The sequence below is a fragment of the Gilliamella sp. ESL0443 genome, assembly GCF_019469165.1.
Taxonomy (GTDB): Bacteria; Pseudomonadota; Gammaproteobacteria; order Enterobacterales; family Orbaceae; genus Gilliamella; species Gilliamella apicola_E.
Map to the genome: position 1 here is coordinate 1,014,640 of NZ_CP048263.1, position 24,774 is coordinate 1,039,413.

Annotated in this window: 26 protein-coding genes and 1 tRNA gene; 9 read left to right on the top strand and 18 right to left on the bottom strand. The window is 32.5% G+C overall.

Annotation, left to right across the window (positions count from 1 at the left end; translation table 11 throughout):
• Window position 1: 1 nt before the first annotated feature.
• On the bottom strand, window positions 2-1,564 hold the full coding sequence (gshA, locus tag GYM76_RS04610; RefSeq protein WP_065562841.1) for a glutamate--cysteine ligase: 1,563 nt from the start codon (window positions 1,562-1,564) through the stop codon (window positions 2-4).
• Window positions 1,565-1,764: 200 nt separating this feature from the next.
• Window positions 1,765-2,907 carry a 23S rRNA (uracil(747)-C(5))-methyltransferase RlmC gene (gene rlmC, locus GYM76_RS04615; protein WP_220226050.1) on the bottom strand — a complete coding sequence of 381 codons (1,143 nt, stop codon included), beginning with the start codon at window positions 2,905-2,907 and terminating at the stop codon, window positions 1,765-1,767.
• Between the two features lie 207 nt (window positions 2,908-3,114).
• Here rlmC and map point away from each other — a divergent pair, with 207 nt between their 5' ends.
• Window positions 3,115-3,903 (top strand): type I methionyl aminopeptidase, encoded by a 789-nt coding sequence (gene map / locus GYM76_RS04620; protein WP_220226051.1) that lies wholly within the window; start codon window positions 3,115-3,117, stop codon window positions 3,901-3,903.
• Between the two features lie 169 nt (window positions 3,904-4,072).
• Here map and GYM76_RS04625 read toward each other — a convergent pair whose 3' ends face one another.
• Entirely contained in the window at window positions 4,073-4,942 is an 870-nt protein-coding gene (locus GYM76_RS04625; protein ID WP_220226052.1) for a co-chaperone YbbN, read from the bottom strand.
• Window positions 4,943-4,969: 27 nt separating this feature from the next.
• Window positions 4,970-5,740: an SDR family oxidoreductase gene (locus GYM76_RS04630; RefSeq protein WP_065562847.1), complete on the bottom strand. Its 771-nt coding sequence runs from the start codon at window positions 5,738-5,740 to the stop codon at window positions 4,970-4,972.
• A 102-nt stretch (window positions 5,741-5,842) separates the two neighbouring features.
• Between GYM76_RS04630 and GYM76_RS04635 the strand changes: the two genes are divergently transcribed.
• Entirely contained in the window at window positions 5,843-6,535 is a 693-nt protein-coding gene (locus GYM76_RS04635) for a 5'-methylthioadenosine/adenosylhomocysteine nucleosidase (RefSeq protein ID WP_220226053.1), read from the top strand.
• Window positions 6,536-6,575: 40 nt separating this feature from the next.
• Here the strand turns inward: GYM76_RS04635 and rnd are convergent, their stop codons facing one another.
• Window positions 6,576-7,664, bottom strand: a complete 1,089-nt coding sequence (gene rnd / locus GYM76_RS04640) for a ribonuclease D (RefSeq protein ID WP_065562849.1) — start codon at window positions 7,662-7,664, stop codon at window positions 6,576-6,578.
• A gap of 14 nt (window positions 7,665-7,678) precedes the next feature.
• Window positions 7,679-8,830 carry a metallophosphoesterase gene (locus GYM76_RS04645; RefSeq protein ID WP_220226054.1) on the bottom strand — a complete coding sequence of 384 codons (1,152 nt, stop codon included), beginning with the start codon at window positions 8,828-8,830 and terminating at the stop codon, window positions 7,679-7,681.
• Window positions 8,831-8,862: 32 nt separating this feature from the next.
• Here GYM76_RS04645 and cmoA point away from each other — a divergent pair, with 32 nt between their 5' ends.
• Complete coding sequence (gene cmoA, locus GYM76_RS04650) at window positions 8,863-9,633, top strand: carboxy-S-adenosyl-L-methionine synthase CmoA (RefSeq protein WP_220226055.1); 771 nt, start codon at window positions 8,863-8,865, stop codon at window positions 9,631-9,633.
• A gap of 34 nt (window positions 9,634-9,667) precedes the next feature.
• Window positions 9,668-10,636 carry a tRNA 5-methoxyuridine(34)/uridine 5-oxyacetic acid(34) synthase CmoB gene (cmoB, locus tag GYM76_RS04655; protein WP_220226056.1) on the top strand — a complete coding sequence of 323 codons (969 nt, stop codon included), beginning with the start codon at window positions 9,668-9,670 and terminating at the stop codon, window positions 10,634-10,636.
• 75 nt (window positions 10,637-10,711) lie between these two features.
• Here the strand turns inward: cmoB and GYM76_RS04660 are convergent, their stop codons facing one another.
• The 3 genes from GYM76_RS04660 to GYM76_RS04670 form a co-directional block, all read right to left on the bottom strand.
• Complete coding sequence (locus GYM76_RS04660) at window positions 10,712-11,611, bottom strand: endonuclease/exonuclease/phosphatase family protein (RefSeq protein WP_220226057.1); 900 nt, start codon at window positions 11,609-11,611, stop codon at window positions 10,712-10,714.
• Between the two features lie 332 nt (window positions 11,612-11,943).
• On the bottom strand, window positions 11,944-12,906 hold the full coding sequence (locus GYM76_RS04665) for a hypothetical protein (RefSeq protein ID WP_220226058.1): 963 nt from the start codon (window positions 12,904-12,906) through the stop codon (window positions 11,944-11,946).
• A gap of 172 nt (window positions 12,907-13,078) precedes the next feature.
• A complete protein-coding gene (locus GYM76_RS04670; RefSeq protein WP_220226059.1) occupies window positions 13,079-13,903 on the bottom strand; it encodes a MetQ/NlpA family ABC transporter substrate-binding protein in 825 nt (274 codons plus the stop codon).
• A 284-nt stretch (window positions 13,904-14,187) separates the two neighbouring features.
• Here GYM76_RS04670 and GYM76_RS04675 point away from each other — a divergent pair, with 284 nt between their 5' ends.
• Window positions 14,188-14,952 carry a hypothetical protein gene (locus GYM76_RS04675; protein WP_220226060.1) on the top strand — a complete coding sequence of 255 codons (765 nt, stop codon included), beginning with the start codon at window positions 14,188-14,190 and terminating at the stop codon, window positions 14,950-14,952.
• A 29-nt stretch (window positions 14,953-14,981) separates the two neighbouring features.
• The gene (locus tag GYM76_RS04680; RefSeq protein ID WP_220226061.1) at window positions 14,982-15,734 is read left to right on the top strand and encodes a hypothetical protein; all 753 of its coding nucleotides are present in this window, start codon (window positions 14,982-14,984) and stop codon (window positions 15,732-15,734) included.
• Between the two features lie 121 nt (window positions 15,735-15,855).
• Here the strand turns inward: GYM76_RS04680 and GYM76_RS04685 are convergent, their stop codons facing one another.
• Window positions 15,856-16,818, bottom strand: coding sequence for an aldo/keto reductase (locus GYM76_RS04685; protein ID WP_220226062.1), 963 nt, complete (start codon window positions 16,816-16,818; stop codon window positions 15,856-15,858).
• A 154-nt stretch (window positions 16,819-16,972) separates the two neighbouring features.
• On the opposite strand from GYM76_RS04685, the gene GYM76_RS04690 reads away from it, so the two are divergent.
• Window positions 16,973-17,854, top strand: coding sequence for a LysR family transcriptional regulator (locus tag GYM76_RS04690; protein WP_220226063.1), 882 nt, complete (start codon window positions 16,973-16,975; stop codon window positions 17,852-17,854).
• A 65-nt stretch (window positions 17,855-17,919) separates the two neighbouring features.
• On the opposite strand, the gene GYM76_RS04695 is transcribed toward GYM76_RS04690, so the two are convergent.
• The 5 genes from GYM76_RS04695 to hemA form a co-directional block, all read right to left on the bottom strand.
• Complete coding sequence (locus GYM76_RS04695; RefSeq protein WP_081299554.1) at window positions 17,920-18,714, bottom strand: phosphatase PAP2 family protein; 795 nt, start codon at window positions 18,712-18,714, stop codon at window positions 17,920-17,922.
• Between the two features lie 135 nt (window positions 18,715-18,849).
• Window positions 18,850-18,936, bottom strand: a tRNA-Leu gene (locus GYM76_RS04700).
• A gap of 99 nt (window positions 18,937-19,035) precedes the next feature.
• Entirely contained in the window at window positions 19,036-19,278 is a 243-nt protein-coding gene (locus tag GYM76_RS04705; RefSeq protein ID WP_065563429.1) for a zinc ribbon domain-containing protein, read from the bottom strand.
• A 113-nt stretch (window positions 19,279-19,391) separates the two neighbouring features.
• The gene (locus tag GYM76_RS11095) at window positions 19,392-19,640 is read right to left on the bottom strand and encodes a DUF1289 domain-containing protein (protein ID WP_065563430.1); all 249 of its coding nucleotides are present in this window, start codon (window positions 19,638-19,640) and stop codon (window positions 19,392-19,394) included.
• Window positions 19,641-19,670: 30 nt separating this feature from the next.
• A complete protein-coding gene (gene hemA, locus GYM76_RS04715) occupies window positions 19,671-20,942 on the bottom strand; it encodes a glutamyl-tRNA reductase (RefSeq protein WP_220226064.1) in 1,272 nt (423 codons plus the stop codon).
• A 156-nt stretch (window positions 20,943-21,098) separates the two neighbouring features.
• Between hemA and lolB the strand changes: the two genes are divergently transcribed.
• Window positions 21,099-21,719, top strand: coding sequence for a lipoprotein insertase outer membrane protein LolB (gene lolB, locus GYM76_RS04720; protein ID WP_220226065.1), 621 nt, complete (start codon window positions 21,099-21,101; stop codon window positions 21,717-21,719).
• Between the two features lie 11 nt (window positions 21,720-21,730).
• The gene (ispE, locus tag GYM76_RS04725) at window positions 21,731-22,570 is read left to right on the top strand and encodes a 4-(cytidine 5'-diphospho)-2-C-methyl-D-erythritol kinase (RefSeq protein ID WP_220226066.1); all 840 of its coding nucleotides are present in this window, start codon (window positions 21,731-21,733) and stop codon (window positions 22,568-22,570) included.
• A gap of 75 nt (window positions 22,571-22,645) precedes the next feature.
• Here the strand turns inward: ispE and GYM76_RS04730 are convergent, their stop codons facing one another.
• The 3 genes from GYM76_RS04730 to GYM76_RS04740 all read right to left on the bottom strand — a co-directional run bounded on the left by GYM76_RS04730 (window position 22,646) and on the right by GYM76_RS04740 (window position 24,722).
• Window positions 22,646-23,296 (bottom strand): DUF421 domain-containing protein, encoded by a 651-nt coding sequence (locus GYM76_RS04730; RefSeq protein WP_081299555.1) that lies wholly within the window; start codon window positions 23,294-23,296, stop codon window positions 22,646-22,648.
• 825 nt (window positions 23,297-24,121) lie between these two features.
• Window positions 24,122-24,463 (bottom strand): hypothetical protein, encoded by a 342-nt coding sequence (locus GYM76_RS04735; RefSeq protein WP_187755189.1) that lies wholly within the window; start codon window positions 24,461-24,463, stop codon window positions 24,122-24,124.
• 4 nt (window positions 24,464-24,467) lie between these two features.
• The gene (locus GYM76_RS04740) at window positions 24,468-24,722 is read right to left on the bottom strand and encodes a hypothetical protein (protein WP_220226067.1); all 255 of its coding nucleotides are present in this window, start codon (window positions 24,720-24,722) and stop codon (window positions 24,468-24,470) included.
• Window positions 24,723-24,774: the final 52 nt, after the last annotated feature.

The following is a 24,774-nucleotide window of genomic DNA, read 5'->3' on the forward strand; positions in this document are numbered from 1 at the left end:
TTTAACCGTTCATTTTTTCTTTTAAATAATCATCAAATGACAAAGTATCATTCTGTTCTTTCTTTTGTTGCTTTTCAATTGACATAGTTCTTTGCTGAACAAAATCACTATCAGTCAATAATTGCAAAGGTTCTGAACTAAGCTGATTTTTATATTGAGTTGCTAAAACTAAGCCAAATTTAGCAGTACCTAAATCACTGATAGCCTCAAGCGTTCTTGCTGAAAGTGTTAATTCAGGCTGATCAAACATCAGATCAAGCCGTTCGCAAACTTTACGATAATGTTGTTTATCATCTTGATGATCCAATACATCAGCAACACGGAGCAAATCTTTAAATAATTCGTGGCCGACTTTCGATAATGGCTCACGATAACTATCACAGCCGATACCAATTTCAAGACCAGGTTTACGCCCTTCCATAATAACCCGATTCCAATTTAATTTTGTACACTCAAGTTCGGCACTACTCATTTCAGGCGCTGGCGCTAACGCACACCATATCAAAAATAGATCAATAAAGCGGATCTGTTCCTCAGTAATACCTATTGGTGAAAATGGATTAACATCAAGCGCACGTACTTCAATATACTCTATTCCACCACGTAATAAGGCATCTGAAGGTAACTCCCCTGCCCTAGGAACTCGTTTAGGACGAATTGGTGCATAAAATTCATTTTCAATTTGTAAAACATTATCATTTAGTTGTCGATAATGACCATTAACTTTAATGCCTAATTTACTGAACTCATCTGATTTGACATGGGTGGCACGTTTTAATCCTTCAACATAAGTATCTAGATGATTAAAGGTAATACCCAATTGTTTCTGGGCATTGTTGGTGTAACCAATATCGCTTAATCTTAATGAAGTTGCATAAGGCAAAAAGCAGTTACCATTGGTTTGTTCTATAAATGCTTTAGCTTTTTGCTTATCTTGAATAAATGAAGAGCACATAGAAGGTGATGCGCCAAACAGGTAAGGAATCACCCAACCAAATCGATAATAATTACGTATTAAAGTAAAATAACCTTCAGAAATAACCGCTTTTCCTTCTTCGGCGTTTTTCACCCCAAACCGGGCCTGCCAAAATGCCATAGGCAAAGAGAAGTTATAATGCACGCCGGATATGGTTTGCATCATTGCGCCATAACGATTCTTCAATCCTTCTCGATAAACCGTTTTAAAACGCCCTTCATTTGAGGAGCCATATTGCGCCAAAATAATATCGTCTTCATTTGCCACAAAACAAGGCATACTTAATGGCCACATCATCTCATCGCCGATACTGACACTAGCATAACGATGTAAATCACGCAAAAACGTGAGCATATAATCAATATTCGTATTAACCGGCGTGATAAATTCAAGCATCGACTCAGCAAAATCGGTTGTTATCCAAGGATGAGTTAATGCTGAACCAATTTTATTAGGAAAAGGTGTTTTTGCTAAAGAGCCGTCTGGTAAAATTCTGAGCGTTTCACGTTCAACACCCCGTTGAATGCCTTGTAAAATTGTATAGTGTTTTTCCAACCAATTGAGTGCTTTAGAAACATCAGGAATCATAATTTTATATTTCCTAAATTCAGTTTAAATTGGCTTAATTTTAGCATAGTTTAATGGTTTATATAGGCTGTTTTGTGACTATTAAAAAGAAAATAGAAATCTATCAATATACAAAATAATATAAACTAATAGAATGTCACAAATAAGAAACTAATAACTAATATAAATATTAGTCATTAATAGCCTAAATCAGTAAATAACTATTTGTATTTTTCTAACAAAACCAAAACTTCCATGTGTGAAGTGTGCGGAAACATGTCGAACAATTGGGCTTTAGTCATTTGATAATCGCTTAAAAGCTGCAAATCTTCTACCATAGATGCTAAGTTACAACTTGAATATAATATATATTTCGGTTTTATATTATCTAAGTATTGAATGAGTGATTTACCAGCCCCGCGTCTTGGAGGATTAAGTAAGACTAAATCAGGGATACCTTGTTCATTGTTTACATATTTAGTGGCATCTAACGATTTAAAATCGAGTTTATCATAACCAAGTTTTTCAGCGGATTTTGTTGCGCACTCAATGGCATCAGAACTAATTTCAATGCCAGTCAATTGGATCTTTTCATTATTAGAATGACCAATACAATGCAAACCAAAACCACCTACTCCACAAAATAGATCCCATATTGAGTTAACATTTAAATTTGCCACCCAATCACTAGCCGTTTGATAAAGTTTTTCTGCAATGTAACTATTTGTTTGAAAGAAACTTTTAGATTTAATATATAAAGGTATCTGATTGAATTGGAACGCTAAAAAAGGGTTATCGGATAAAATCAGTTCTTCTTCCCCCTCTAATATCGCTGCATGGTTAGGTTGGATGTTGATAGTAACAACTTCTAAGTTATTTATTTGCAAGTTGTGGTAACTATTTTTAATTTTTTCTACAAATTTATGTGATTTCAATACAAATCGCAGCATAAAATGGCTGTTATTATCAATAATGCTTTCTGTAATGATAACGAATTTTAACTCCCCTTTTCGCTTGTTGATATTATAGGGAACTAATCCTTGCTTACGAATATAAGTACGAACCAATTTTAGAATATTTTGCATGTTCGAGCTATAAAGTGGGCAATCGCACAAATCAATCGCATCATTACCATTTTGGATGCCTAAAATTGGTTTTTCAACCGTACCCAGCACAGCCATTTTAGCTTTATTACGAAACCCTGATTCAGGACTCGCATACGGATCGTTAACTTGTTTAGGATTAAAATCAGCTAATTTCTCCAACAAATGACTTTGTTTCTCAGTTAATTGAGAATGATATGGTTGATTAATTTTATGACAAGACAAACATTTTTTTTCTTGATAATAGCTACATTGCATCATATTGAAACCTTTTTTTATAATGTTTTATTATATAATTAAACGGTTTCAAGCTGTATTAGTTTTCATTTTTTATACACAAAAACCCCGTTCCTCAACTTTTTTTCGTAAAATTTAAACTTTTAATCAAGAGGAATTATCCACCGCTATGCTTTAAAGAAACAACGGTATATGATAGGATATTGCCATTAAAATTACAGGAACACGTTAATGTCTATTAAGTTAAAAACTCCCGCCGAAATTGAAAAAATGCGTATTGCAGGCAAATTAGCTGCTGAAGTTTTAGAGATGATCGAGCCGTATGTTAAACCAGGAATTACTACTGGTGAACTCGATAAAATTTGTTATGAACATATTGTAAATGTACAAAAAGCTATTCCTGCCAATATTGGTTATCATGGATTTAAACATACAAGTTGTATATCCATTAACGACGTGGTGTGTCATGGTATTCCAAGTTTTGATAAAAAATTAAAAGATGGTGATATTCTTAATATAGATGTAACTGTGATCAAAGATGGTTATCATGGGGATACTTCAAAAATGTACATTGCAGGTAAACCCACTGTTGCTGGCGAAAAACTTTGCCAAGTTACACAAGAGAGCTTATACGAAGCGATTAAAATCATAAAACCAGGAATTCGATTGAGAGAAATCGGTAAAGCTATTCAAAAATATGTTGATAAATTTGGATTTTCTTCAGTTCGTGAATATTGTGGTCATGGTATTGGTGAGGTATATCATGATGAGCCTCAAGTATTACATTATGATGCTGATGATGGTGGCGTAATTTTAAAACCAGGTATGACTTTTACGATTGAACCGATGGTGAATACTGGCGATTGGCGTACACGTACAATGAAAGATGGTTGGACCGTTAAAACTAAAGACCATGGACTTTCAGCTCAATATGAGCACACTATTTTAGTAACCGATAACGGGGTTGAGGTTTTAACCCTTCGTAGTAACGAAAACTTTCCTCGTATTATCGAACATTAAATAAAAAAAGAGATTCAACAAAACTGTTGAATCTCTTCATTTCATCCTTCTAATCTATCAACTTTCTTTTGATATCTTTTAACTTTCCAAAGTTTCAATAGAGGCTCATAAAATTTTTTATGAATTAATGCCAAGCTATTACCATCGCCAGAAATCAATTAAATATTTCTTAATATAATAGCGTATAAAGCTTACGACGATAACTACTAGCTAAAGCGTTATTAGTACCCAATGCAGCTAACAGATCAAGTAATGTTTTCTTAACTTGACCATCTCCCGCATTTAGATCTTTTGTTAACGGTTTGAATAGTAGCTCTAAAGCCTCTTCGTGTCGCCCAACTTGCATCAATTGTGATGAAAGTTGGATCATTAATTCAATATTGTCAGGTTGTTTGGCCAATTCAGCTTGCAACTGCTGTAATTCTGGTGAATTTGCCGCTTGTTCAAGTAACTCAATCTCAGCTTGTAATCCATGAAAAGCCGAATCTTGGTCTTGTAGCGGAATTGTTGCTAAAACTTCTTTAGCATCGTTAAGTTGCTTTTGTTCAATTTGCGCTTTAGCTAACATTAATGCGATATCTGATCTTGGTTTGCCTAAGTGATCGGTTAGCGTCGTCCATGCTTGTTTTAATAAAGGTAAAGCTTGGTCATATAACCCTTCATTAAATAATTTTTGAGCTTCAACAAGTTTTAATTCATCTTCATTAGGTAAGATTTTGGCTAAAAATGCTTTAATTTGATCTTCACTTTGTGGACCTTGAAAACCATCAACTGGCTGCCCATTTTGGAACATATAAACTGTTGGAATCGCTCTTAAACCAAATTGTGCTGCAAGCATTTGTTGCTCATCACAATTTACGCTGGCTAAAATAAATTGTCCTTGATGCTCTGTCGCTAATTTTGTTAGCGTGTTTGTCATCTCTTGATGATTTGGACTTCTTGGTGACCAAAAGTAGAATAACACGGGAGTATTTGTCGATTTTTCGACAATTTCTTGAATATTCTGTTCGTTAACATCAAAAATAAATTGATTTGACATAATTTATCCTATGAATAATTTAATTTATTACTTATTTTCTAAAATTTTATCCATTAATCTGTCGGGAAGCAAACGTTTAGCTATCGCTGCTAACTTCGTTACTTTAGTTACCCTGTAACGTATTTTTGGCTTATCGTGCTCCAATGCATGATAAAGATAGGGTAAAACAGCTTCGGGAGCTAAGGTAAAACGTCTAGCAATTGGTGGATTTTTTACAATATTCTCTTTTTCGGTTTGATTCACATTATTTGAAAAATAGGTTTTTAATGGACCAGGTTCGATTAAACAAACCTTTATATTCGTTTTAGCTAATTCTAACCTTAATACATCAGACCATGCTTCTAAGGCGTATTTACTGGCTGAATAAGCTCCTCTCCCTGGGGTTGCAACAATTCCAACAATAGAGCTTGTTTGAATAATTCTTCCTTCATTTTGCTCTAGCATTGCCGGTAACAATAATTGAGTTAATTGATGTACACCAAAAAAATTTGTTGAAAACTGTGACTCTAACTGCGCTCGACTGATGGTGTTTAATCGACCATATACCCCAAATCCGGCATTATTAAATAAAGCATATAATTTACCTTCACTTAAAGTTAAAACTTCCTGTGCAGCTTGAGTAACAGAGTCTGGATCATCCAAATCTAAAAGAACGGTTTCAAAACCTTGCTCAACTAATTTTTTTTGGTCTTCAACTTTACGGCAAGAAGCAATAACACGATAACCTCGCTTTTTTAATGCTATTGCTGAAATCAAGCCAATACCGCTTGAGCAACCTGTTATAAAAATTGTACGCAAATTTTATCTCCGTTATGATTCATTTATTGTCAAGTTCACTTATGGCAATTATGATAGCACATTTAAAACAAATATACGGCTAATAAACACCTAGAGGTCCTTATGAAAATTGCTATTATCGCAGCAATGGAAGAAGAAGTTGCAATACTAAAAAGTCAAATTACTGATTATCAATTAGAACATCATTTAGGATGTGATTTTCACATTGGCAAAATTGCTAATTGCGACATCGTATTATTACAATCAGGTATCGGTAAAGTAGCTGCGGCATCCGGAACTACCCTGCTTTTAAATAATTACCAAGTTGATGCGGTAATTAACACTGGCTCAGCTGGTGGGCTTTCAACTAAGCTCAGTATCGGTGATATTATTGTATCAAAAGATGTTTTTTATCATGATGTGGATCTAACTGCTTTTGGATATAAGCCGGGCCAAATGTCTGGTTGCCCTGTTTCGTTTCCTGCTGATGAAAACTATCGATCATTAGCCGAAGCTTGTATCAAAAAACAGGGTGTCAATGCCGTGGCTGGTTCAATCGGTAGTGGAGACGCTTTTATTAATGGAAAAAGTAATCTAGAACGAATTAAGCAAACTTATCCTGACGCAATTGCCGTTGAAATGGAAGCTGCTGCGATCGGCCATGTTTGTTGGTTATTTAAAGTTCCTTTTGTAGTGGTTAGAGCGATTTCAGACAATGGGGATAATGAATCAGCAATTGATTTTCAATCCTTTTTAAAGTTAGCCGCAGCTCAATCATCTAAAATTGTTGAATCGATGCTAAGTGAACTTGCTTAAATAACGTGGTGTCAATTTCATTTGACACCCTAGATATTGATCAATTTAATAAGCCATATTGTTCAAATAGTGGTTTTCTCCACCCAGATAATATTTCAGGCATACTTTCGTTTTTATCTATTTTCCATTTTATATATTGATTGATTAACCGTTTTGATATAATTAATTCACGGCTAAGTCCAGTCTGTGATGAAATATTTTCAGTGATTTGCTTTAATAAATCAGAAGTTTCTTTGTAATTTGGATAACTATTCATTCGTTTAATTGGTGGAATATTCGGTATAGGTTCCTGCAATATTTCCAAAATGGTTGGACCATATAGCCGAACTTCTTTCCCTTTCATTCCTAATTTATCAAGTTCAGCTAACGACGAAGGTTGGAAACGGGCAATCTTAAATAAAACAGCTTCATGTATAACAAAATTTAATGCAATATTTTCAGATTTGGCTAATTGGTATCGCCATAATGCTAACTTAGCCAATTGTCCTAAGCTGTCACCTTTTAATTGCCAGCTATTTCCGATATTTAGGTAAGCATCTTTAGGATCAAACGGCTTGCATTTACGGGCAATCGCACTTTGACATTCTTGATAAGCTGCATCTAAATAATGATTAGTTGTGAGCTTAACTTTTAGAATTTCCATTAATTGGAAGAGATATAACACATCATTAATCGCATATTCACATTGTTTTTCAGTCAAAGGACGTTTTAACCAATCTGTTCGAGTTTCGCTTTTATCTAATTCAATGCCTAGGTATTTATTAACTAAACTAGCATAGCCACTGCTAACAGGATTATCTAGGAATGATGCCAAAATTTGGCTATCTATAATTGGAGTGGGTACACAGTTAAATGTAGAAAGAAACACATCAATATCCTCACTACAAGAGTGAAAATATTTTTCAATTGTGGGATTGGCTAAAATAGCTAAAAAATCCTGCCAATTGTTGATATTAACTGGATCAATTAATGCTGCATGTTTACCATCAAAAACCTGAATAAGTCCTAATTGAGGATAAAATGTTCGCGTGCGAACAAATTCCGTATCTAATGCGATTGCATTGCTGTTCGCAATTTTTAAACAATAACTAGATAATTCTTCATCCGTAGTAATATATTGATAAATCAAAATATGAATCCTGTTTAAGAGGTCGATTTTTTTGCAAATGATACATCTATTACAACAATTTCAGAACGGGTCATTAATCGTATTGGCGGCCCGCCAAACCCATAACCACTACTCACGATACTGGTAAAATGATAATTAGTATCTTCATAAATTCCCTTAGCATTTTTATACATCATGGCGACTAAAATATTAACCGGGAAAATTTGCCCACCATGTGTATGTCCAGATAGCATCAAATCTACATTTTGTTCAGCGGCTTCATCAAGATTTCTTGGTTGATGATCTAACAAGATTATAGGTTTCTCGGTATCAGTGAACAGGATTAAATTGGATAATGAAGCACGCTTAATATCATACCGAGATGAAGAAAAATCATCCCGCCCTATCAATGTTATACCAACTTCATCAAGATAGACTATATCATCTTTTAAGACTTTCAAATTTGCTTGTTTGAAGGCATTAATAATATCATTTTCACGATTATTAGCGTCATTAATTCCTAAATATTCATGATTACCAAAAATAATATAGCTACCATATTTTGGTTTTAATTGTTGAAACTGCTTATCAAAGCCATATTCTAAAAAAGGCTTTAAACTCTTATCCAGTGTATCCCCCGTTATCACAATAAAATCAGGTTCCAAAGCGTTTACCTTTTCAACCATTTCTTGAATCATTTTGGTAGACGTATGTTCATTGATATGAATATCTGAAAGTTGAACAATTCTTAAATGCTCAACATGAGCAGGTTTATTAATTTCAACTTTATAATGGACAATTTGAGGATTTATCGCCATTTCATGCCCAAAACAAAACAGCGCTACAACAGCAATAATAAAGCTAACCTTAAGCCATAGATTGGGTTTTAATCTTTTTTTACTAAACCAATAGGTGATATCAAAAATAGTCACTATAAAAACACTACAAATCATCAATGCAGAAATGGTGATTAAAGAAAAATGTATACATGAAGGTATAAAACCATCTAATAATCTGGCAAAAATTAATGATAATCCGGCAAAACAGACAGTGACCCAATAAATAATTCGAAAGTAACCTGTTAAATTCAAATTAAGCCAAAACTGCCAACGTTTACCAAAATAGAATGTAACAAACACGCTAATAACAATCGTTGCAAAAATGGCTATAAAATCAACAAATGTCATAATTATCCGAACAATCGAAAGCAAAAAATGGTATGATAACAGAATTAGATCCTATAGCACCAATAACTTTTATGAATAGCAAAAAAGATCAGTTATTTTCAACACCAATTGATAAATTAGGCGATTGGACTTTTGATGAAAAAGTTGCCGAAGTCTTTCCCGATATGGTGCAACGCTCTGTTCCCGGTTATTCGAATATAATCTCAATGATAGGCATGTTGGCTGAAAGATTTGTTCAACCCAATTCAATGATATATGATTTGGGATGCTCGCTAGGCGCTGCATCACTTGCAATTCGTCGGAATATCAAACAAGAAAATTGCCATATCATTGCCGTTGATAATTCATTACCAATGGTAGAACGATGTAAAAAACACCTTGATGCCTATAAATCAACTACACCTGTTGATGTTATATGTGAAGATATCTGCAATATTAATATGCAAAATGCTTCAATGGTTGTCCTAAATTTTACCTTGCAATTTCTAACGCCAGACAATCGTCAACGTGTTTTAAATAATATCTACCAAGCATTAATCCCTAATGGCATATTAGTGCTATCTGAAAAATTTAATTTTAATGATAAGAGTGTTGATGATTTATTATTTAACATGCACCATGACTTCAAACGAGCGAATGGTTACAGTGAACTAGAGATTAGCCAAAAACGGAATATGCTTGAAAACGTTATGCTTACCGATACTATTGAAACCCATAAACAGCGTCTTGCTAAAGCAGGATTTAAACATGTCGATACCTGGTTTCAATGTTTTAATTTCGGTTCCATCATTGCTATAAAATAACATCAGATTTAACCCAATTACAAAGGAATAACGAATGATTGATTTTGGTGATTTTTACCAAATTATCGCAAAAAATAAGCTTAAAAATTGGCTTGAAGTATTACCAGCACAACTAGCTAATTGGCAAAAGCAAAATTTAGATAACCGTTTTAGCCAATGGTTAAATAGCATTAAACACTTGCCAGCCATTACCCCTTTTCAAATCGACTTCTTACACAGCGTAACGGCTAAAACTGAGCAACCGTTATCTTCAGGGGAACAGCAAAGAATCACCCAATTATTGAAAACTATGATGCCGTGGCGTAAAGGCCCTTTTCATCTTTATGGTGTGGATATTGATACAGAATGGCGTTCTGATTGGAAATGGGAGCGACTAATTAATCACATTGAAAATTTAGAGGGCAAAACAGTTCTCGATGTTGGTTGTAATAGTGGTTATCACTTATGGCGAATGGTTGGCGCAGGAGCTAAACTTGCCGTTGGTATTGATCCAATGGCGCTTTATTTATGCCAATTTGAAGCAGTAAGAAAACTATTAGGTAATGATCAACGAGCTCACTTACTACCCTTAGGAATTGAGGAACTGCCAAAATTAAATGCATTTGATACGGTTTTTTCAATGGGCGTATTATATCATCGCCGTTCGCCACTTGATCATCTTTACCAATTGAAAGATCAATTAGTTGATGGTGGGCAATTAGTGCTTGAAACCCTGGTTATTGAGGGAGTCGAACACCAAGCATTAATGCCAGGTGAACGTTATGCTCAAATGCGAAATGTCTATTTCATCCCATCTGTACCCACCATGATAAATTGGCTACATAAATGTGGTTTTAAAGAGATAAAAATGGTTGATATATCGAAAACCAGTTTAGATGAACAGCGCAAAACAGACTGGATGGAATCTGACTCATTAGCTGAGTTTCTTGATCCGAACGATTTGAGCAAAACGATTGAAGGTTACCCTGCTCCAATACGAGCGGTATTTGTTGCCCGAAAATAGTGTATTGATCTTATCGAATCAATTAACATAAAAAACGGGCTTATGCCCGTTTTGTTCTTAATTCTATAGATGATATTAATTATTCTTTATAATCATTTGAACTGGGTAGTGATCTGAATACTTATCAGTAAAATCATCTTTGAGTACCTTAACATCAATCACGTTATCTTTAAGTGGTGGTGAGACATAGATATAATCATAACGTAATGGTACTGATGCTTGATCATAAAAGACTTTAGTTGGTGCGGTTGAGATAAATTCTTTGTGTTTTATCTTTAATGCATCAATATAACCCGCATCAAGTAGATTTTGTTGAACGGTATAGCTTAATTGGCCATTTACCAGATTATCAAGAATTGGTCTTTTCTTCTGTTTTTCTTTTATATCTTCTAAAAGCGTGCTTTTATCATAATCAGGTTTATCTGCTGGAGAGAATGAATTCAAATCCCCCGCGATTATCCATTTACCATTAGGATCACGACTGTATTTAATTGAATCTATAATCAAATTAATTTCATCGATACGCTTAGCCGTCCAAAACGGGTTCATATGGGTTATCACAAAATGATAATTACCAACATCTGCAAACAGTGCTCCATGCCATAGATTATCAACCACTTTATTCACATTTACGATAGGATATTTTGAGGTAATGGCAACTGGGAAAAAAGCAGGATCATCTGGTGACTCTTTTAACAGAACAGCGTATTTGTGACCATAACTGGCTGCAAATTTTTCAAGTTTTTCTCGAGTAAAGAAATTCATCTCTTGCCAGGCAATGATATCGGCATCTTGAGCTTTTGCCCAATCAATATATTTCTGCTTGCCTTCGCTCTCATCTAACTTCATCCCGTTATAAACATTATAACTGATGATTTTAAGTTGCTTAACATCATCAATTGATGCGTAAGCACTTGAAGCACTAAAAATAATACCACCAATTAATGCTGCAATTTTCAATCTAGTTTTACTCATAAGATATTCCTTTATTTTATTAACTCACTATAAATATTATATTGATTCGATTTTAATCAAAATTCTTTTTATGATTTATGTGATTTAGGTCAATATTATTATCTACAATTCGTGCGATTCGAATTTTATTCAAGGAAGGAGCATGATCTGTGAATATAAAGATTGGATAATTGCGATTTTGAAACTTCAAAAACCCCGCTCCTCAACTTTTTTTATAATATAAATACAATTCAATAAATTCAGAATAACGGTTATTGATAAAATAAAAGGCATAATAAAAATATTATACCTTTTATAATTATTGTAGTGATAAATTACACAATGACTAAAATTTATTTGATAATATAGATATTAGTATCTTGGGTAAAATTTAAAAATTTTTCAAATGGGCCATATGCTTGGTAATAAGTCATATTTGGATCTATTTCTTTAGGACAAAGTTCATCAGATTTTCTTAAAGAATTTATGCCTTCCTCTCCACCTAATTTTTTATACTTACTAGCAAAGTCATCACCATTTAAAGTGAAAAGTTGTTTCCAATTATCTAATGTGTCTGCTAAATATTTTTTACCAGCATCACATTCAATTCCACCCAAATTAATTTTAGGGAATACGTATTGCTCAATCTCAGCAAATTTTACTGGTTTATTAGGAAAACTTACTTCAAATCCTGTCTCTGGATCTTCATTGGATTCAAAAAATTCATTTTTTAATAAGGTGATATAATCTTTTTCACGATAGACTTTAATTCTAGGAAGTTGGATATCTTTTTTGGTTTTAAATTTTTTAGGAAGTTCATTAGGGGCTTCCTGGTTGATTGAATAGTCCCAAGTATTATCTTCCCTTTCGATAAAAACATCATTTATCACTTTAACAGGTAGTTCAACTTCTTCTTCTACACCATTTATAATAATGGAGACTTTTCGTAAAGATTTTTCATATAACTTATCATAATCTTCGGCACTGGTATTTTCAGTAGCGTAGATATAGGTATGAAACATATAGTTGCTTTGTGTAGGATTAATAAAACCATCATTAGGAAACCTAGCTGGTTTAACGATAAAATCGAGCGACTCATTGTTATAAGCTAAATTATGCTTACCATATTCAAAAGTATAGGTAGTGTTAGAGTTAGCCGGAATAGCGAGTTCTTTACCATCAATGGCTACTACAATTTCATTATCAGTGGGATTATCAATCATACGAACAACTGACTTAGGTTCATCGGAACAGCTACAAAGCATAACGCCACAGACAATTAAAATGGGTAATTGAATTTTTTTCATCACATTCATTTATATTCATAATTGGGGAGATAACAATTTTATCATGGTGAAAAATCAAAATAAATGAATTATTTATCTTTAAATTGCTTTACAAAATAGTTTTTGATCTAATCAAAGTTTGAAAGCAGTTATATAAAATATGAAAAATATCCTAATAGTAATTAGGATATCTTGGAAAGATTTACTGCTGTGGCCAAATAAAGCGACCTTTAGCGTCAGGATCTTCATTAATAAATTTTCTAAGCTGATCTGATTGATAAAGTTTTTTTACATCTTGCGCCCACTTGGTATTTAAGTTTTCTTTCTTAACTACGACCATTAATTCAAGATTCGGAGTTAACTTTTCTTGAACTAAAACATTATCTGCAGGAATATGACTTAACCATGCTATTCCCCCAGGCATTATGGCATAATCAACTTCATTAAGCGTTCTAGGAATAATTTCAGATAATATTGCTTTAAATTTTAAATTATACTTATTTTCTGCAATATCATTTAAATCTAACGTTCCTGCTTCACTTTCAGGTTTTAAGGTGATCCAATTCAAACTTTGTAATAATTGTAATGAACGAGCTTTATTTGATGGGTCATTTGGAATAAGAATTGTCTGTCCATCAGCAATTTCATTTATTGAATGATGTTTTTGTGAAAAAAGCGCCGCGGATATTGAAGGAATATGAACTAAAGAAACAAGATCACTCTTAGTTTCTTTATTATATACATCTAAATAAGATTGATGTTGAGCGGCATTGAGATCGATACTTCCTTCAACTAAAGCGGTATTTGAATCCCTTAATGAACTGAAATTTACCATCTTAACTTTATAACCTTCTTGTTCTAAAGCAGGTTTTACGACTTTTTCCATCATTATATTATGCATACTTGGTGGCAAACCAACTACGATTTCTTTCTTCTCTTGTTGGTTGTTTTTAGCTGAATCAGACTTGTTGTCACACCCAATTAATGTAAATCCTAATAATATAAACAGGTAAATATATTTTTTCATTATCACTCCCTATTAAGATAAATTAGTCGAACATATTCTGATACGACTATTGAGTCATTATAGTCGGTGAATAACTATTGGGATAATACGAAAAAATTATATCTATATTCAAATTGGAAATATGTGAAATAAGATTAAAATATTGCTAAGAAAATAGGATATCAATAAATTAGTTAAACTAGTATCCTTAATATTATTAAGCTTTTGAGTTCAATGTCCTTATTATATTAAAAAAATAATGGTATCCTTAGGATTAGGACCAGATTTTAAACATAAGGATCATAATGAAAAAAACTATCATTTGCTTTTTATCATTTTTGATAATTGGCTGTAACCCAAAGAGTGATAATGAGCAAGCTATTAATAATAATTACTTATTTTTTCAAGCTCCTGAACTTAAACCATTTTCCAAACCAATAAAAAAACAAATATTATCTGGTAGCATAAACCAAGAGTTTACTATAAATCAGCAAGGTTTTATTACCTCTGTTGTTTCACCCGAAATTCAACCTACTTTTAATCAATCATCAGATAAAGCATTTCCAGTCAAAATAGATATTGATTACCAAAAATCCTTAATGATTTTCTCGCAACAAGATCAATTTCTTTTAGAATTTTATATAAAATTCGATAATGACAAGAACATGACCGAAATTCATGAAGCAAAGCTACCTATTGCTTGGTATGCTAATTATGATGAGCAAAAAAGATTGATTAAGCTTACAAAAAAAACTGATCCTAATCTTATTACCTTCGTATCAACATTTCTTTATGACCAAAATAATTTGAAAAAAATCATTGAAGAAACCACACTTAAAGAAAATGATGAAACAAAACTAATGTCAAAAAATGAAGTTGAATATTTTTATAATAATCATCATCAAATTGATAAAAAAATAATTTATTTAGATGATTATATAACAAAAAATAACCAAAAATTAGAATGCCAGTTTTATGATTTTAATCAATTTGGTGATTGGACGAAATATTATTGCTTAAAGCCTAATGAAAATTTCAGTTTCTTTGTTTTACGTGAAATTGAATATTAACCTTTAAGTAAATAAACAGGAGTATAATAATGAAAATCAAAATAATTCTGCTTATCAGTTTAGTGCTATTGGGATGTAAAGATAATCATACTCCCAATATAGCCGTTGAAAATAGCTATTTAATCCATGCCGGTATAGATTTAGCTCCCCATTCCATTCCAATTAAAGAACAGTCATTAAAAGGGGGTAATCCTGTAACTTTAACTGCAAATACCGATGGACTTATTGAATCAATGACTTTAGATTTTTATAAATTTATTATTGATTATAAAAATGGGAAATATACTTATGAATCTGAAAATAAGAACCTGAATCTTGATATCAAGTTTGATCAAGAAAAAAATATTCTTTCTTATCAGGATGCTAAAAAAAATAATAAATTATTGGTAGGTTATGATTCTAATGGGCGAGTAATAAAAATTGAAGATTCAATCGATGACTTTGATTTCATTAGTCAAGTTGATTATGAAAACGATTTAGTCTCTAAAAGGGTTGTAGAAATTTTTCAAAAATACGATGAAACTGACAGTTTCATCGTTGTTTTAAGAGAATATAAATATTTTTATAATGATAAAAAACAATTGAGTAAAAGAATTCAATACGACTACAAAATTGAATTAGGCAAAATTGTACTCGATGAAAACAATCAAAGAATAGCTGAGATGAAGGAAGAGTGTTCTTATGGTGATTATAATCAACACGGAGATTGGACTAAAGAATATTGTTTAGGTCCAAATAAAGTGACGACGCATTTTTATTTACGAACTTTGGAATACTTTTGATTAAATTGATAAAAAAGTCATTTAAATATTATTTAAAATCAATTTATTATTTAACCCTCGATATTTCAAATATAATATCGAGGATTAGCGAGCTGTAAAAAACAGTTAAAAAATAATATTTTTAGATTGCTCCCATAATAACATGGGGGATATAAAGTTCCTCAAGATAAGCAATATCATCTTTAGTTAATGAAACTTTTAACGCGCCGACTGCATCATCCAAATATTGCGTTTTGGTTGCACCAATGATAGGTGATGCAACGCCTTTAGCAAATTGCCATGCTAGCGCAACTTGCGTCATGGTTACACCATATTTTTGTGCGATATCATTTACTCTTACAACAATTTCTCTATCTATTTGTTGCGTACTATCATATTTGGCAATAGCGACTTTATCAGTTTTACTTCGCAACGTATCGGTTTTCCATTCTAATCGGGAAAGTCTACCAGCCGCTAATGGGCTATAAGGAGTTAATGAAACATGGAATTGCTTACAGATCGGAATTAACTCTCTTTCATCTTCGCGATACAATAAATTATAGTGATTTTGCATTGAAACAAATTGAGTCCAACCATTTTGCTTAGCTGCCAGCTGCATATTATAAAATTGATAACCATACATTGCCGAAGCACCTAGGGCTCGTACCTTACCCATCTCGACCAAATGATGTAATGCCGCCATGGTTTCTTCAATCGGTGTACTGTAATCAAAACGATGAATTATGTATAAATCGACGTAATCGGTACCCAATCGTTTAAGGGATCCATCAATTTCTCTTTCAATAGCTGTTTTAGAGAGGTGTCCTTCGTTAAAATAGACTTTAGTGGCCAAAACGACTTTATCTCTAGCGATATTTCGTTTCAATGCTCTTCCAACATATTCCTCGCTAGTTCCACTTGAATAAGTATTAGCTGTATCAATAAAATTAATACCTAGATCTAAAGCATGTTTAATGATGGCTTCACTTTGGTCGGGATTAAGTGTCCAGTCATGCATTTTACTGGCAGGATCACCAAAACTCATACATCCTAAGCAAAACCTGGAGACCTCAATATCAGAAGTACCTAATTTTATATAATCCATACAATAACTCCTCAGTATGTCAGAATCGTTTAAATAATTTAATAAATTGATAAAAAGTCAATTTTGATAATATTATTTTAGAGATAACTTTTATTGAGATAAACAGGGTATTCATTTATAGTATCATGAATTAAATTCATTAATTTTATATATTATGCATAACTATAATGAACTCAATTACTTTATTACTATCGCTGAAGCAAAAAGCTTTATTGGAGCAGCTAAATCTTTGGGAGTTTCCTCTTCCGCATTAAGCCATAGTATGAGGAATTTAGAAACTCGATTAAATCTCAGGCTATTTAATCGTACAACTCGAAGTCTTTCACTAACTGAAGCTGGTGAACAACTTTATAAACAACTAGCGCCTCTATTTAAACAGATAAATGAAGAAGTTAACGCACTTGGGGATTATTTAGATACGCCATCAGGTACAATTAGGATCAACGCATCAAATATTGCGATTGAAAACTTTATATATCCTAAATTAAGTCAATTTTCCTTACGCTATCCACAAATTAAGATTGAAATTGAATGTGACAATAATCTAGTCGATATCGTTAAAGATGGTTTTGATATGGGTTGTAGAATTGGGAATGACCTTGCTAAAGAAATGGTTGCTGTAAAAATATCAGATCCTTTGCGAATGGTCCTAGTTGCTAGTCCTGATTATCTAAAGCACAGAAAAGAGCCTAAACAGATAAGTGATTTAGATCAACATCTTTTAATTGGTAAAAAAGTTTCAAGCCAACATGGAATGGAAACAATTTGGGAATTTACTAATAGTGGTAATATTATTCAATATCACCCCTCTACTCACTTCTCCATCAATAATCATTTAAGAAAACAAGCGATACTTGATGGCTTAGGTATTTGTTGGATTGGTTATCCTGATGTAAAAAATGAATTAGCAACTGGAAGACTTATAGAATTATTAAGCGACTATTCAATTACCTATGAGCCATTTTATATCTATTATCCAAGCCGTAAAGGCCACTCAAATGTTTTTAAACTTGTTTTAGATGCATTGAAATCTTAATTAGATTAATCTTTATATTTTAAAAAGGCAGTAATACTGCCTTTTTAATTTTCCAAAATGGCCTATCAATTTTTTAATAAACTATATTGATGATTAACTTCGTCAATTGCTTTGCGAAGATCTTCTTGAAACTGTGGGATAGTTTGTAATTTTGAGTATTCCACTGCCCCAACCATTCTACCGGCATTTACGTCGGTCTGCCAATGGGCCCCACAAATCATTCTGCTTTGACCAAATTCATAGCCTCGTTTGATTAACGCTTCAGCATGTGAAGGTGAAATTTGAGCTAGAACTAAAGCTAATGTCCAACCATAAGCGGTATGACCTGATGGAAATGAACCATTTTGACGTAATCGTTCTTCTTCATCAACAGGCTGGCAAGAGTGATTACCAAAATAGACAAAAGGACGTTTTCGCATATAAAACTCTTTAGCCGTTTTAGTGGCATTATCAGCAGAATCAACCAATAAATCGCCAAACATTTTATATAAAGTGGGTGTTGTTTCGGGTGATATTGTAATACCTAAAGGTTCAGAAAAAATTTCAGCTACATTTGCCGTATGCAAATCAGCATCCTTTGTTGCTTGTTTCCAACGATCAGTATCTTTGAGATTATAACCATGTAAATAGGCAATCTTATCTGCTTCAAATTCAGGCGTACCTTCTTGAGGATAAATAGGCAAGTATTCTTTACTACTAACGGCTTGATCGGCAGTATGATATGTAACCCCAACTTCATGACCAAGAAAGTCTTCTGTTGATCCTTTTTGAAAAGCAAATAATGATGAAGAAAATATTAAAGAACAGTAGAGTGTTGAAATGAAAATTGTCAATTTTCTAACATTTATTTTTTCTGCCATATTTTACTCCTATTACCAGATTAATGATTAAACAGGCTTACTTCGGAGAACTTGGAAAAATTTGATGATAATAATAACTTTATTTAGTATTAATTTTTTAGGATTTGGGTGAGCAGTTGAAATATGATCTATTATTGGTGCCAGTGGTCGGACTCGAACCGACACGCTTTTAAGGGCGGCGGATTTTGAATCCGCTGCGTCTACCAATTTCGCCACACTGGCATCTGAAGTGTAAATAAGTAAACGTTGGCAATTATACTAAGCTTTGTGATATCTGCAACAGATATTATTATAAACGCAGTTAGTTGCCTAAAATTTCTACTACCATTTACGTTTCCAAGCAGGTAATTTTTTTAAAATAGTATAAGCGGTCTCTTTTGCCACTAAATAATCAACATTATGGTTATTTGAATATTTAAGAGTAACTTCTTGCCATTTTTCATCAAAGGTTTTCATTGAACCATCTGAATGAGCGCAATGTTTACAGTAGTTTTTCGACAAATCATGTAAAGGATAATCAGCAATAGCTGTCATTGGCATACCACAAGCAATACACATTTTCATATTTTAAATTCCAATTAATTTGCAGGTAATTAAAATAAATCGACTTAACCTGAATAAAAATGCTACTCCGAGTTTAGATTGAATACAAGATATATAAGAATGGCTATTTTTTATTAAAAAGTGAAATCAATTTGTGCAGTATTTATTTGATTATTATTTTGTTGTTGTAATAATTGATAGCGGCGTCTTAATGCCCTTTGCTTACATAATCGCAAAATTTCTTGTTTTTGAACATCTGAAAATTTTAACCAATTGAATCTTTCCTCCCTGGAACGAAAGCATTTGATGCAATAACCTTGCTTATCTGTCTCACATACTCGTCTACATGGGCTTTGTATGTCAAAAAATTCAATTTGATCCAATCTATCTCTTCCTATGAAGATCAACAACTATTAAAGCTCTTTTAAGCCTAATCCTTTACTTAATATTTTAAAACAATCATCACAATCATGTGTTGCCGCTTCAAGCAAAGTTTGTGTTGGTGCATGAATCAATTTATTAGTCAATTTATGTGAAAACTCAAAAAATACATCATCAATATTGGCACCTTGTTTAATTGCTTTTAACGCTTTTAATTCTAATTCACGCTTAATAACTTGTGCATTCTGGCGATATTGCTTTACATATTCAACAGCATGTCTGGTTTTTAGCCAATCGATATACAACTCAGCTTGCTCATGAATAATATATTCAGCTTCATTGGCAGCAATAATCCGTTGTTCTAGATTGTTCTGAACGGTTTGTTGCAGATCATCAACAGTATAAAGATAAACATTTTCGAGTTGACTAATTTCTGACTCAACATCACGAGGAACGGCTAAATCGATAAATAACATTGGATTATTATTTCGTTCATGTAGTGTCCGTTCAACCATCCCTTTGCCAATAATAGGTAAAGGACTAGCAGTTGAACTAATGACAATATCAACCTCTTTGAGTCGATTAGCAATATCGGGTAAAGAGATGATCTCAGCATCAATAATAGATGCTAATTTTAGCGCTTTATCTCTTGTTCGATTAGCAACAATAACATGTTTGAATCCATGAGGCTTTAAGTAGCGAGAAATAAGCTCAATGGTCTCACCTGCTCCCACTAGCATTACACTTAACTCAGACACATCAGAGAAAAGATCACGCGCAACTAAGCACGCCGCGTAAGCTACCGAAGCGGTATTTGCTCCAATATTAGTTTCTGTTCGAACAATTTTGGCTACATGAAAAATAGATTGAAAGAGTTTTTCAAGCTGAACTGACAAACAATTATTTTGTTGAGCAAAATTATAAGCTTGTTTTACTTGACCAAGAATTTGAGGCTCACCAATAATTAACGAATCAATACCACAAGCAACAGACATAAGATGTTCGACAGCTTTCTGGCCTTCATAGCAATATAGTGAATTATTAAAAACATCCAAATCAACTTGATGAAATTGTCCTAACCAATTTTCAACAGATTGCTTTACTCGAAAAAAATCTGTCTCATCCTCATAACTTAGGTAAATTTCTGTGCGATTACAAGTTGACAAAATGACGCACCCAGTAATTAAAGGATGCTGATATAGACTATATAATGCCTTATCAATAATCTCATTAGAAAAAGCAATTTTTTCTCTTAAAGCGACTGACGCACTTTTATGGTTTACACCCAATACTGTAATAGACATTGCATTGATTCTTTTATAATAGTTTATAAAGCGTCTAAATTTAAATATTATAGCTAAAAAAATAATAAAGGTTAATTACAGTTACTTTTTCTTATTCGCAAAATTATCAGCTATAATATGCCCTACTTTTGACCATAACTACTTAAGAGTTATTTTATGAAAAAAATCAAATTTGCGTTACTTTTTATATTGCCATTAATGATTACTGCATGTCAAACAACAAAATACCAATCTAACGCATCAATCGAGCAACAATGGCAAAGCCATAAACAGATACTTGAACAAATTAATTCTTTTAAGGTTAATGGTAGTATTGCTCATACTGGAACAAAAACGAAAAACTATGGTCGTTTCCTCATTATTCAACAATCACAAGATCATTATGAGGTTAAATTAACGACACCTGTAGGAACCAATATTTTAACACTAAAGTCTGAACCAAACTATGCCGAATTAGTGGATAAAAATGGTGGACATTATAATGATGTTAATATTGAAAGATTAATGAAAAAAGTTTCTAACATCAACATTCCTCTTAACTCTTTACATAATTGGTTAAAAGGCTTTTCTGATGATAACCAAACCGATAAATTAGATAACTCAGGTAGGCTTGCATCAACATCTTTTATGCAAAATAACAATAAATGGACATTAAAGATTTTGAGATATGCAACTTATACTTTCAAAAATAAAAAAGTTGATTTACCCGCCATCATTGAACTTTCACATGATGATGAACTTATTCGCTTAAAAATTAGCAACTGGACGTTAAACTAACGGAACAGAATATGAAACATTGGTTATCGCCAGCTAAATTAAATTTATTTTTATACATTACTGGACGTCGTCCAGACAATTATCACAATTTACAGACATTATTCCAGTTTATTGATGTTTGCGACAAACTGACTTTTAATGTTCGCAATGATGGTAAAATAAGATTATTAACTCAATTTGAACAAGTCCCTGAAGATAAAAATCTAATCACTATTGCAGCTCAGCGGTTAAAATCCTATGCAAATAATAGTGAACTTGGTGTGGATATTGCTATAGAGAAAATGATCCCTATGGGCGGAGGACTTGGCGGTGCGTCTTCCAATGCTGCAACAGTTCTTGTTGCTTTAAACCAATTATGGAATTTAAATATTGAGCAACAAACTTTAATAACAATAGGCCGTTCAATTGGAGCGGATGTGCCTATTTTCATTTATGGTCACTCAGCATTTGCTGAAGGTATCGGCGATCAGTTTCAACAAGTTGATATCCCTCAATATTGGTATTTAGTTAGTTGTCCTAATATTGAAATTTCAACAGTTAAAGTATTTAAGGATCCTAAATTACAGCGTGACACACCTAAACGAACTATTGAACAATTAATGTCAATTCCTTTTGATAAGTTTACTAACGATTGTGAACCTATTGTGCGTGAACGTTATCCTCAAGTCGATCAGCTTATATCGTATTTGTCCAAATTTGCTCCAACAAGGCTAACTGGGACAGGAGCATGTGTTTTCACTCGTTGTGATTCTAAAGAACAAGCATTGTCGATACAAAATGAGCTGAAGTCCCTCTCAGTGAAAAACTTTATAACTAAATCACTAAACTTATCACCACTGTATGCAGATTAATTAATTTTGCTTAACATGATTAACCATATAACTAATTTGTATGGTTAATCATCTAAAATCGACAAAGTCGCAACCTTAATGTATAGCATCATTTGGTATAACAAAAAGATGATGATCATAATACTCAACGCAATAAAGCCCTTCAAAACTTTTATAACCTTGATCAGCTAACGCGGATTTTAACCATTTTTCATCCTTACCTAGTTGCTCTAAAACATTATCAACGGGTTGTTCGTTTTCTAATACAATGACGGATATGTCCTTATCCCCTTTTTTTACTATTGATAATTGCCCATTAGGCTCCAAAATAGCTTTTTCAACACAATGAATGTTGAAAACATTCTTCATTCTGAGTAGTACTGCAAAACTAGCCAAATCTAAATTAATCGAGGTGAAAGCATCCAATTTTAATTTTCCATGATCCATTAATATAATTGGATTACCAACAATAAAGGCCTTAGCATTTTGGCTTCGTTTTTTTAAATAATTAGAGGTATACATGATTGCTGTCCACATCAATAAGACAACAATAAAATCATATATGGTCAATTTAGGATTATAGATAATTCCACCTGCAATCCCACCTAATATCATATTCCCTATAAAATCAATGCTCGACATTTGTGATAGTGATGTTTTACCTGTTATTTTTAAGAATAAAACGATACATATAAAAACAACCAATAACTTTAAAGCAATAATAATAAAATCCAGATAGTTAAGCATAGTACTCTCCAAATGTTAAAGACCTAAGCTAGTAAAACAATAAATATTAAAGTTAATACTGAAAACCTATAAAATTTTAGAAGAGATTTTAATAAATTAGAAAATTTGATTATATAAATCGTGAGTAATTGAGTGACGCTTTAATATTAGGTTGCCCTGCCATTGGTATTCCCAGCCACCTTGCTGCCATTATGGAGGGGCGGAATTTTCAAGGGTTCTTTTTTTTCGTATTTTATCGTATTGTTTAAGTTCGGATTTTGAATATCGCCGTATTTCGGCCTTACGGTCAAATTCATTTTCTTCAATCCAAAAATTGTTCTTAGAATTTGTATTTTCACTTAAGAAAGATGAATTTTTTGGTAAATTATTGGCAGAATTTTTAAAATTTATCGGAGTTTTTAAAATAAGATTTCCCTGTTTATCATAAATATAATTCCAATTTTTATCCTTTAGAATCTTACCCGATGCACCATATATTTGATCGGATTTTTTGAAGATTGGTATACAAATTTTATAGAAAAAATCATCATTCAAATATAAAGAAATATAAATCCTCAAGAATTTTTAATTATTTTACTATATCTAAAATTGAGTCCTGATGATAAGAATTTAGGTTTTTCGCTTAACTCTATTTGTAATATTGGGCAAACAGCCTTTTTAGCGGAAACGCAGTGCAAAGGGCTTACGCTCTGCCATTCTCACCTAGATTTTTATAACCTGCTCTGGCTCGTTAAAATCCTTCACCCTAACTCAGAATCGGAATTGTTAGAGAAACTAAATTGATTGTTAAACCAAAAAACCAAATTTTACATTGGTTTTTCCCTTTTAGTTTTTATTTAGTATAGTAAATTCTACACCGTCATTTTCAATATACAAATCATAAATGCGTATATTATTCCTTTCAAGGAATAAATCAAAACTATTGATTTGTTCATCAAGCTCATCTAAAATAGAAAATAAACCCGTATTAATAGATTCTTCTTTTTCTTTTAAAAGATTTTGTAAAGACTCTGGTATTATATCTTTTCCTTTACTTATATTTCCACTATAATGCAATTTATTAATATTATTAAAACTAATTTCTCTATGTAGGCTAACATTGATACTTCCTATGTTCAATTTATTAGAACCTACTATCAATATGATATTATCTATTATTTTCTTCATTTCGTTAAGGACATTTAAAGTTATCTGATAATTTTTTCAAATTACTATTACTAAATCCATCGGCTCCATCCGGATGGATTAATCTAGCATGCGCATCACCTATACCTTTTGTAGGATTATGAATTACATCAAAACCTGCTTCTCTTATACTTTTTGCATCTATTTCTGCAATATTTCCAGCATTAATAATATCATGTAATCGAGTAGCTTTAGTAAAAGCTTCTTTAGCACTACTCGCTTGAACTATTTGAAATTTCAAACCTTATTAAAATCCTTATCCCTAAGTATGAAGTCGAACTAGTAGATAAGCT

Excerpts from the sequence above, each read along its gene's own strand:
- gshA (WP_065562841.1), bottom strand. The coding sequence starts at position 1,564 with ATGATTCCTGATGTTTCTAAAGCACTCAATTGGTTGGAAAAACACTAT.
- GYM76_RS04665 (WP_220226058.1), bottom strand. The coding sequence starts at position 12,906 with ATGAATGTGATGAAAAAAATTCAATTACCCATTTTAATTGTCTGTGGC.
- hemA (WP_220226064.1), bottom strand. The coding sequence starts at position 20,942 with ATGTCTATTACAGTATTGGGTGTAAACCATAAAAGTGCGTCAGTCGCT.
- GYM76_RS04695 (WP_081299554.1), bottom strand. The coding sequence starts at position 18,714 with ATGGCAGAAAAAATAAATGTTAGAAAATTGACAATTTTCATTTCAACA.
- GYM76_RS04625 (WP_220226052.1), bottom strand. The coding sequence starts at position 4,942 with ATGTCAAATCAATTTATTTTTGATGTTAACGAACAGAATATTCAAGAA.
- GYM76_RS04690 (WP_220226063.1), top strand. The coding sequence starts at position 16,973 with ATGCATAACTATAATGAACTCAATTACTTTATTACTATCGCTGAAGCA.
- GYM76_RS04645 (WP_220226054.1), bottom strand. The coding sequence starts at position 8,830 with ATGACATTTGTTGATTTTATAGCCATTTTTGCAACGATTGTTATTAGC.
- map (WP_220226051.1), top strand. The coding sequence starts at position 3,115 with ATGTCTATTAAGTTAAAAACTCCCGCCGAAATTGAAAAAATGCGTATT.
- cmoA (WP_220226055.1), top strand. The coding sequence starts at position 8,863 with ATGATAACAGAATTAGATCCTATAGCACCAATAACTTTTATGAATAGC.
- GYM76_RS04635 (WP_220226053.1), top strand. The coding sequence starts at position 5,843 with ATGAAAATTGCTATTATCGCAGCAATGGAAGAAGAAGTTGCAATACTA.
- GYM76_RS04705 (WP_065563429.1), bottom strand. The coding sequence starts at position 19,278 with ATGAAAATGTGTATTGCTTGTGGTATGCCAATGACAGCTATTGCTGAT.
- GYM76_RS04660 (WP_220226057.1), bottom strand. The coding sequence starts at position 11,611 with ATGAGTAAAACTAGATTGAAAATTGCAGCATTAATTGGTGGTATTATT.
- GYM76_RS04675 (WP_220226060.1), top strand. The coding sequence starts at position 14,188 with ATGAAAAAAACTATCATTTGCTTTTTATCATTTTTGATAATTGGCTGT.
- GYM76_RS04730 (WP_081299555.1), bottom strand. The coding sequence starts at position 23,296 with ATGCTTAACTATCTGGATTTTATTATTATTGCTTTAAAGTTATTGGTT.
- ispE (WP_220226066.1), top strand. The coding sequence starts at position 21,731 with ATGAAACATTGGTTATCGCCAGCTAAATTAAATTTATTTTTATACATT.
- GYM76_RS04670 (WP_220226059.1), bottom strand. The coding sequence starts at position 13,903 with ATGAAAAAATATATTTACCTGTTTATATTATTAGGATTTACATTAATT.
- GYM76_RS04680 (WP_220226061.1), top strand. The coding sequence starts at position 14,982 with ATGAAAATCAAAATAATTCTGCTTATCAGTTTAGTGCTATTGGGATGT.
- GYM76_RS04685 (WP_220226062.1), bottom strand. The coding sequence starts at position 16,818 with ATGGATTATATAAAATTAGGTACTTCTGATATTGAGGTCTCCAGGTTT.
- lolB (WP_220226065.1), top strand. The coding sequence starts at position 21,099 with ATGAAAAAAATCAAATTTGCGTTACTTTTTATATTGCCATTAATGATT.
- rlmC (WP_220226050.1), bottom strand. The coding sequence starts at position 2,907 with ATGATGCAATGTAGCTATTATCAAGAAAAAAAATGTTTGTCTTGTCAT.
- GYM76_RS04735 (WP_187755189.1), bottom strand. The coding sequence starts at position 24,463 with ATGAAGAAAATAATAGATAATATCATATTGATAGTAGGTTCTAATAAA.
- cmoB (WP_220226056.1), top strand. The coding sequence starts at position 9,668 with ATGATTGATTTTGGTGATTTTTACCAAATTATCGCAAAAAATAAGCTT.